We start from the raw sequence: 6666 nt of genomic DNA, 5'->3' as shown, positions 1-6666 counted from the left end.
GTCTCCACGGCGACGCGCGCATGCGGGTCCTGCGCGAGCATCGCGTCGAGGATCCCGTCCGAGATCTGGTCGCAGACCTTGTCGGGGTGGCCCTCCGTGACGGACTCGGAGGTGAAGAGGCGCAGGGCAGCAGTCATGCCGCGAGCCTAGTCGAGCCCGCCTCGCGCGACCGTCCTGCCGGGCTCGGTGAGACGGTCGGTGAGCACGGCCGCCGCCGCGTCGGCGAGGGCGGCCGCCACCTGGTCCTTGCTGCCCTCGGCCGCGCCGACGATCTCACCGCGGGAGTCGAGGAAGGTCACGGTGGTGCCCACGTCCCCGAACCCGGTCGACTCGCCGACGGGGTTCACGACCAGCAGGTCCGCGCCCTTGCGTCGCGCCTTCTCCTGACCGAGGCGGAGCACGGTCTCGGCGTCGCCGGTCTCCGCAGCGAAGCCGATGACGACCTGCCCCGGCCGGCGTGCCGCGGTGAGCTCGGCGAGGACGTCCGGGTTGAGCTCGAGCCGGAGCGGCTCGGGCTCCCCGCCGTCCTTCTTGAGCTTGGCCGCCGAGCGCCGAGCCGGTCGGAAGTCCGCGACGGCAGCTGCCATGACCACGAGATCGGCGTCGGCGGCTGCCGCGTGCATCGCCGAGCGCAGCTGCTCGGCCGTCTCCACCCGGACGACCGTCACTCCGGTCGGTGCGGGCAGTGCGACGTTCGCGCTGACGATCTCGACGCTCGCTCCCCTGGCCGCGCAGGCCGCGGCGATGGCGTAGCCCTGCCGGCCGGTGGACCGGTTGCCGAGGAACCGGACGGGATCGAGCGACTCGTGGGTGCCGCCGGCCGAGATCACGACCCGGCGCCCGGCGAGGTCCTGCGGTGCCACGAGGGCCAGGGCGGCTCTGGCGATGCTCGGCGGCTCGGGCAACCGACCGGGACCGGAGTCCGCTCCGGTGAGCCGACCGTCCTCGGGGTCGAGCACGTGGACGCCACGCTCACGCAGCAGGGCGACGTTCGCGACGGTCGCGGGGTGCTGCCACATCTCGGTGTGCATCGCCGGGGCGAGGAGCACCGGGCAGCGCACCGTCAGGAGAGCTGCCGTCAACAGGTCGTCGCACCGACCGGAGGCCGCTCGGGCGAGCAGGTCGGCAGTCGCCGGGGCGACCACCACCAGGTCGGCCCACCGGCCGAGGCTCACGTGCTCGACGGCCGGGACGTTCTCGAAGACGCCCGTGGAGACGGGATGCCCCGACAGGGCCTCCCAGGTCGCCCTGCCGACGAACTCCAGCGAGGCAGCCGTCGGCACCACGCGGACCTCGTGACCTGCCTCGGTGAACAGCCGCAGCAGGAAGGCCGACTTGTACGCGGCGATCCCGGCGCCGACGCCGAGCAGGATGCGCAAGTCAGCCCTCGGTGGGGGTCACCGTGAGCAGGCCGGCGTTGATCTCGCGCATGGCGATCGACAGCGCCTTCTCCTGGTGCCGCGCCTCGACGAGCGGGCCGACGTTCTCCAGGAGACCCTCGTTGAGCTGCGAGTAGTACGCGTTGATCTGGCGGGCGCGCTTGGCCGAGTAGATCACCAACGCGTACTTCGAGTCGGCGGCAGCGAGCAGCTCGTCGATCGGCGGGTCGGTGATGCCCTCGGGGGCGGCGACGGTTCCGGCCATGTGTGTGCTCCGTGAGGTCGTGGGAGATCCTGCAGCTGGCGCCTGCCGGCAGAGCGGCTAGCGCACGAATCAGGCTAGGAGCCATCCTAGCGTGTCGGCAGTCCCATCAGGGTGACCAGCTCGTCGGTGGCGCGTTGCACGTCGTCGTTGATCACGACGTGGTCGAACTCCGACTCCGCGGCGAGCTCGACGCGCGCCGTGTCCAGGCGACGGGCGCGCTCCTCCGCGTCCTCGGTCCCCCGGCCGACCAGTCGTCGTTCGAGCTCGTCCCAGCTCGGCGGCGCGAGGAACACGAATCGCGCCTCCGGCATCGCCTCACGGACCTGACGGGCACCGGCGAGGTCGATCTCCAGGAGCGCGGGCCGTCCACCGGCGAGCTGCTCGAGGACCGGTCCGCGCAGCGTCCCGTACCGGTTGCGGCCGTGCACCCACGCCCACTCCAGGAGCTCCCCCTCCTCCACCAGGCGGTCGAACTCGGCGCCCTCGACGAAGTGGTAGTGGGTGCCGTCGACCTCTCCTGGCCGCGGCGGCCGCGTCGTGGCGGAGACCGAGAGCCAGACCTCGGGGTAGCGGTGACGGATGTCCGCCGAGACGGTGCCCTTGCCGACGGCCGTCGGTCCGGCGAGGACGGTGAGGCGTGCGGGACCGCCCGGCCGGCCCGACGGCGAGGAGGAGTCGCTGGGAGTGGGTTGCTGCGTCACCGGCCGGCTCAGCCGAACCGAGCGACGAGGGCCTCGGCCTGGTGGGGGCCGAGCCCGCGCAGCCGCCTGGTCTCCGAGATGCCGATCTCGGCCATGATCGCGCGCGCCTTGATCTTCCCGACGCCCGGGAGGGACTCGAGCAGAGCGGAGACCTTGAGCTTGCCGATCACGTCATCCGTGCGGCCCTGCTCGATCACCTCGGCGAGCGAGCCCTGCGAGTACTTCAGGCGCGCCTTCACCTCGGCACGTGCCTGCCGCGCGGCGGCGGCCTTCTGCAGCGCTGCGGCGCGCTGTTCGGGGGTCAGCGGGGGTAGGGCCACGCGGGTCACCTCTTCGCAGGTCACGACGGTTATCGGAGACGAACCTAGCGAGCCGGAGGGTCGCTCGGCAACGCACAGCGCCTGCGGAGCACGACGGGAGGGCCGGGAGGTGCCCGCAGGACCGTCCTCAGCGCAGGGCGGCGGCCGCCTCGGACACGGCCTCGGCGGCCGCCGCGCGCAGCGCGGACCGCTCCGGGCCGGCGCGGAGCACACCGCGGGAGGTCGAGGCCAGCACGGCGGAACGCGCCAGCCCGAACACCGAGCGCAGCTCGGCGGCTCCGGCACCCTGCGCGCCGACGCCTGGGGCGAGGATCGGCCCACGCACGGCGGAGAGGTCGATGGCCAGCCGTTCGGGTGCCCGACCGACCGTCGCGCCCACCACGAGCCCGACCGGCCCGAGGACCTCCCCGCGGGAGGCGTTCTGCTCGGCGGCCCATCGTGCGACCCCCGCCGCGACCGACTCCCCGGAGGCAGCGACGGCGTGCTGCACCGACTCCCCCTCCGGGTTGCTCGTCAGGCACAGCACGAAGAGCCCGCGCGAGGCCGCCAGGGCCTCCTCGACGGCCGGAGCGAGGCTCCCCGCGCCCAGGTACGGGCTCAGCGTCACGGCGTCCCCGGCGAGCGGGGACCCCTCACGCAGGTAGGCGTCGGCGTAGCCCGCCATCGTCGAGCCGATGTCCCCGCGCTTGGCGTCGACGATCATCTCGGAGCCGGTGCCCCGGGTCGCGGCGATGACCTCCTCGAGCACCGCGACTCCGGCCGAGCCGTGGCGCTCGAAGAAGGCCGACTGGGGCTTGAGGGCGGCGACCCGTCCGGCGAGGGCGTCGACGACGGTCAGCGCGAAGGTGCGCAGCCCCTCGACGTCGTCCGCCAGGCCCCACTCCCTCAGCAGCCCCGGGTGCGGGTCGATCCCGACGCACACGGGCCCGAGCGCGTCCATCGCCGCCGCGAGGCGGTCCCCGAACCCGGTCACTGTGCCGCCGGCAGCACGTTCGGGAGCCGGGCGTCCCGCAGCTCCAGGACGTGGTCCTGAAGGCTGCAGACGGTGAAGGACCCCCCGCGTGCGGACTCGATCGCCTGCACGGCTGCGGCGAGCTGCTGCACCGTCGTGACGATCGCCCGGTCGGCCGAGACGGTCGCGGTGCGGATCTCGTAGCCGTCGGCCTTGGCGCCCTGACCCGAGGGGGTGTTGACGACCATGTCGACCTCACCCGCGGTGATCAGGTCGACGATCGTCGGCTCCCCGTCGGGCCCGCGACCGGCCGAGTGCTTGCGCACCACCGTCGACCTGATCCCGTTGCGCCGCAGCACGGCGGCGGTGCCCTCGGTCGCGAGGATCTCGAAACCGAGCTCCGCGAGCCGCCTGATCGGGAAGGTGATCGACCGCTTGTCGCGATCGGCGACCGAGATGAACACCCGCCCGGAGGTGGGCAGACCACCGAAGGCGGCGGCCTGCGACTTGGCGAAGGCCGCGGGGAAGTCCACGTCGAAGCCCATCACCTCGCCCGTCGAGCGCATCTCCGGACCGAGCACGCTGTCGACCATCACCCCGGCAGCCGTGCGGAACCGGCGGAACGGCAGCACGGCCTCCTTGACCGCGATCGGCGCGTCCATGCTCATCCGGCCACCGTCCCCGTGGCTGGGGAGCACCCCGGAGGCGCGCAGCTCGGCGATCGTCGAGCCGGTCATCACCAGGGCCGCGGCACGGGCGAGCGGGACGCCGGTCGCCTTGGCGACGAACGGCACCGTGCGGCTGGCCCGCGGGTTGGCCTCCAGGACGTACAGCACGTCCGAGACGAGGGCGTACTGGACGTTGATCAGACCCAGCACCCCCACGCCACGGGCCAGGGCGAGCGTCGAGGCCCGGATGCGGTCCAGCTCGGCGACCGAGACGGTGACCGGCGGGAGCACGCATGCGGAGTCGCCCGAGTGGATCCCGGCCTCCTCGATGTGCTCCATGACCCCGCCGAGGTACAGCTCCTCGCCGTCGTACAGGGCGTCGACGTCGAGCTCGATCGCGTCGTCGAGGAAGCGGTCGATGAGCAGCGGCGGGATCTGGCGTCCCTGCCCTGCGTCCCGCGCGCCCTGAAGGGCTCGCTCGACGTATCCCGAGAGCTGCTCGTCGGAGTAGACGATCTCCATCCCCCGCCCACCGAGCACGTATGAGGGGCGGACGAGAACCGGGTAGCCGATCCGGTGGGCGATCGCCGTCGCCTCCACCAGCGTGCGTGCCGTGCCGAAGGCCGGGGCGGGAAGACCCGCCTCGGCCAGGACCCGGCCGAAGACGCCACGGTCCTCCGCCGCGTCGATCGCGGACGGCGGGGTGCCGAGGATCGGGACGCCTGCCGCCTCGAGTCGGTCGGCCAGCGCGAGCGGGGTCTGCCCGCCGAGCTGGACGATCACCCCGGCCACGGGCCCCACGGCGCACTCCGCGTCGTAGACCTCCAGCACGTCCTCGAAGGTCAGCGGCTCGAAGTACAGCCGGTCCGCCGTGTCGTAGTCGGTGGAGACCGTCTCCGGGTTGCAGTTGATCATGACCGTCTCGAAACGGTCCTTGAGCGCGAGGGCCGCGTGCACGCAGGAGTAGTCGAACTCGATGCCCTGGCCGATGCGGTTGGGCCCCGAGCCGAGGATGAGGACGGCCGGCCGCGTGCGCGGGGAGACCTCCGTCTCCTCGTCGTAGCTCGAGTAGTGGTACGGGGTGCGTGCCTCGAACTCGGCCGCGCAGGTGTCCACCGTCTTGAAGACCGGTCGCAGGCCGAGCGCGAGCCGGAGATGACGCACCGTCTCCTCACTCATCCCGCGCAGACCGGCGATCTGGGCGTCGGACAGCCCGTGCCGCTTCGCGTCCCTCAGCAGCTCGCGGTCGAGCTCCCGTGCCGAGGCGACCTCGGCGGCGATCTCGTTCACGAGCACGATCTGGTCGAGGAACCACGGGTCGATACCGGTCGCCGCTGCGACCTCCTCGACGGTGGTCCCACCCTCGAGACCGACCGAGCGCAACAGCTGCTGCACCTGGACGAGCCGCTCCTCCGTCGGAGTGCGCACCTGCTCGAGCAGCTCGGTCAGCGCGCCACCGCTGGGCACCGGCCCGCCCCAGCGGAAGGTCGCGCCCGGCTTGTCGATCGAGCGCAGGGCCTTGCCGAGCGCCTCGGCGAAGTTGCGGCCCATGGCCATGGCCTCGCCGACCGACTTCATCGTCGTGGTCAGGGTCGGGTCCGCACCGGGGAACTTCTCGAAGGCGAAGCGCGGGACCTTGACCACGACGTAGTCGAGCGAGGGCTCGAAGGAGGCCGGGGTGGACCCGGTGATGTCGTTCGGGATCTCGTCGAGGGTGTACCCGACGGCGAGGCGCGCGGCGATCTTGGCGATCGGGAAGCCGGTCGCCTTGGAGGCCAGCGCGGAGGACCGCGAGACGCGCGGGTTCATCTCGATGACGACGATCCGGCCGGTGCTCGGCTCGACCGCGAACTGCACGTTGCAGCCGCCCGTGTCGACGCCGACCTCGCGGATGATCGCGATGCCGATGTCGCGCATCCTCTGGTACTCACGGTCGGTCAGCGTCATCGCCGGGGCGACGGTCACCGAGTCGCCCGTGTGCACACCGACGGCGTCGACGTTCTCGATCGAGCAGACGACCACGACGTTGTCCGCGTGGTCGCGCATGAGCTCGAGCTCGAACTCCTTCCAGCCGAGGATCGACTCCTCCAGGAGCACCTCGGTGGTGGGCGAGTAGTGCAGGCCCGCCCCGGCGATGCGCCGCAGGTCGGCCTCGTCGAAGGCGATCCCGGAGCCGAGGCCGCCCATGGTGAACGAGGGACGCACGACGACGGGGTAGCCGAGCTCCTCGGCGGCGCCGAGCACCTCGTCCATCGTGTGGCCGATGACGCTGCGCGCACTCTCGGCCCCGCAACGCTCGACGACCTCCTTGAAGGCCTGGCGGTCCTCGGCGAGGTGGATCGACGCGGTGTTCACGCCGATCATCTCCACGCCGTACTTCT

The 6666-nt window shown here is 72.4% G+C and carries 7 protein-coding genes; all 7 read right to left on the bottom strand.

Annotated elements, in window-relative coordinates:
• Positions 1-137, bottom strand: a 137-nt coding sequence (locus tag ABWK99_RS11875) for an S-adenosylmethionine synthetase N-terminal domain-containing protein (RefSeq protein ID WP_372594914.1), incomplete at its 3' end; no start/stop codon positions are given.
• 9 nt (positions 138-146) lie between these two features.
• Complete coding sequence (gene coaBC / locus ABWK99_RS11870; RefSeq protein ID WP_372594913.1) at positions 147-1379, bottom strand: bifunctional phosphopantothenoylcysteine decarboxylase/phosphopantothenate--cysteine ligase CoaBC; 1233 nt, start codon at positions 1377-1379, stop codon at positions 147-149.
• 1 nt (position 1380) lies between these two features.
• Positions 1381-1644, bottom strand: a complete 264-nt coding sequence (rpoZ, locus tag ABWK99_RS11865) for a DNA-directed RNA polymerase subunit omega (RefSeq protein WP_372594912.1) — start codon at positions 1642-1644, stop codon at positions 1381-1383.
• 86 nt (positions 1645-1730) lie between these two features.
• Entirely contained in the window at positions 1731-2345 is a 615-nt protein-coding gene (gene gmk / locus ABWK99_RS11860) for a guanylate kinase (RefSeq protein WP_372594911.1), read from the bottom strand.
• Positions 2346-2353: 8 nt separating this feature from the next.
• Positions 2354-2665: an integration host factor, actinobacterial type gene (mihF, locus tag ABWK99_RS11855; RefSeq protein ID WP_372594910.1), complete on the bottom strand. Its 312-nt coding sequence runs from the start codon at positions 2663-2665 to the stop codon at positions 2354-2356.
• Between the two features lie 127 nt (positions 2666-2792).
• Positions 2793-3638, bottom strand: coding sequence for an orotidine-5'-phosphate decarboxylase (pyrF, locus tag ABWK99_RS11850; protein ID WP_372594909.1), 846 nt, complete (start codon positions 3636-3638; stop codon positions 2793-2795).
• Positions 3635-6666: carbamoyl-phosphate synthase large subunit (carB, locus tag ABWK99_RS11845; RefSeq protein WP_372594908.1), on the bottom strand; the 3032-nt coding region annotated here is incomplete at its 5' end. The genes carB and pyrF, both read right to left, overlap by 4 nt.

The sequence above is a fragment of the Actinotalea sp. genome (assembly GCF_041597215.1).
Taxonomy (GTDB): domain Bacteria; phylum Actinomycetota; class Actinomycetes; order Actinomycetales; family Cellulomonadaceae; genus Actinotalea.
Note: the sequence above shows the minus strand (reverse complement) of the source record. Positions and strands in the feature narration are given on the sequence as shown.